The organism is Mycobacterium sp. GA-1841 (genome assembly GCF_001954135.1).
In the GTDB taxonomy this organism is placed as follows: Bacteria; Actinomycetota; Actinomycetes; order Mycobacteriales; family Mycobacteriaceae; genus Mycobacterium.
The window spans coordinates 1-768 of record NZ_MBEQ01000018.1 but is presented as its reverse complement, the minus strand read 5'-3'; the positions used below and the strand labels follow the sequence as shown (position 1 = coordinate 768).

At 66.9% G+C, this 768-nt stretch carries 2 pseudogenes; one reads left to right on the top strand and one right to left on the bottom strand.

Features of this window, described 5'->3' with window-relative positions:
* Window positions 1-390: pseudogene (ligC, locus tag A5740_RS05840) on the bottom strand (ATP-dependent DNA ligase); the annotation flags it as partial.
* Between the two features lie 43 nt (window positions 391-433).
* Between ligC and A5740_RS05835 the strand changes: the two are divergent.
* Window positions 434-768: pseudogene (locus A5740_RS05835) on the top strand (ATP-dependent DNA ligase); the annotation flags it as partial.

Genomic DNA, 768 nt, shown 5'->3' with positions numbered 1-768 from the left:
CTCGCCCAGCAGCGACCGGTCGCCCGTGGCCAGGGCGTCGAAGCCGATGAAGTGCGCCGGGGTCTGCTCGGCGAGCATGGTCACGCGGCTGGCCGCCGGGTGCAGGCGCAGTTGCAGTGCCTCGAAGTCCAGGCCCGTGCCGGTCGCGATCACGATCTCCCCGTCGACGACGCATCGCTGCGGTAGTTCGGCGCGAGCCGCTGCCACCAGTTCGGGGAAGTACCGGGTCATCGGGCGTTCGTTGCGGCTGCCGAATTCGACTTCGTCGCCGTCACGAAAGCAGATGGTGCGGAAGCCGTCCCATTTCGGCTCATAGGACATGCCCGGCGGGATCTCACGCACAGGTTTCGACAGCATCGGCGAGACCGGTGGCATCACGGGCAGCTCCATCTGCCCACGATGACATTGCCCCGCAGCGGTGGTCTACCCGAGTATGGAACCCGTGGACTTGCCCGTGCAGCCGCCCATCGAACCGATGCTTGCCAAGGCGCAGGTGAAAGTGCCGGACGAGGCTGGGGTGTGGTCCTACGAACCGAAATGGGACGGATTCCGGGCACTGGTGTTCCGTGACGGCGACGAGGTGGTGCTGCAGTCACGCAACGGCAAAGAGCTCGGCCGCTATTTTCCCGAACTGCTCGACGTGTTGCGTGACGAGCTCGCCGGCCGGTGCGTGCTCGACGGGGAAGTGGTGGTGCCGCGTGAGGTCGACGGCCGGATCCGGTTGGACTGGGAGTCGCTGTCGCAACGCGTCCATCCGGCGGCCAGCCG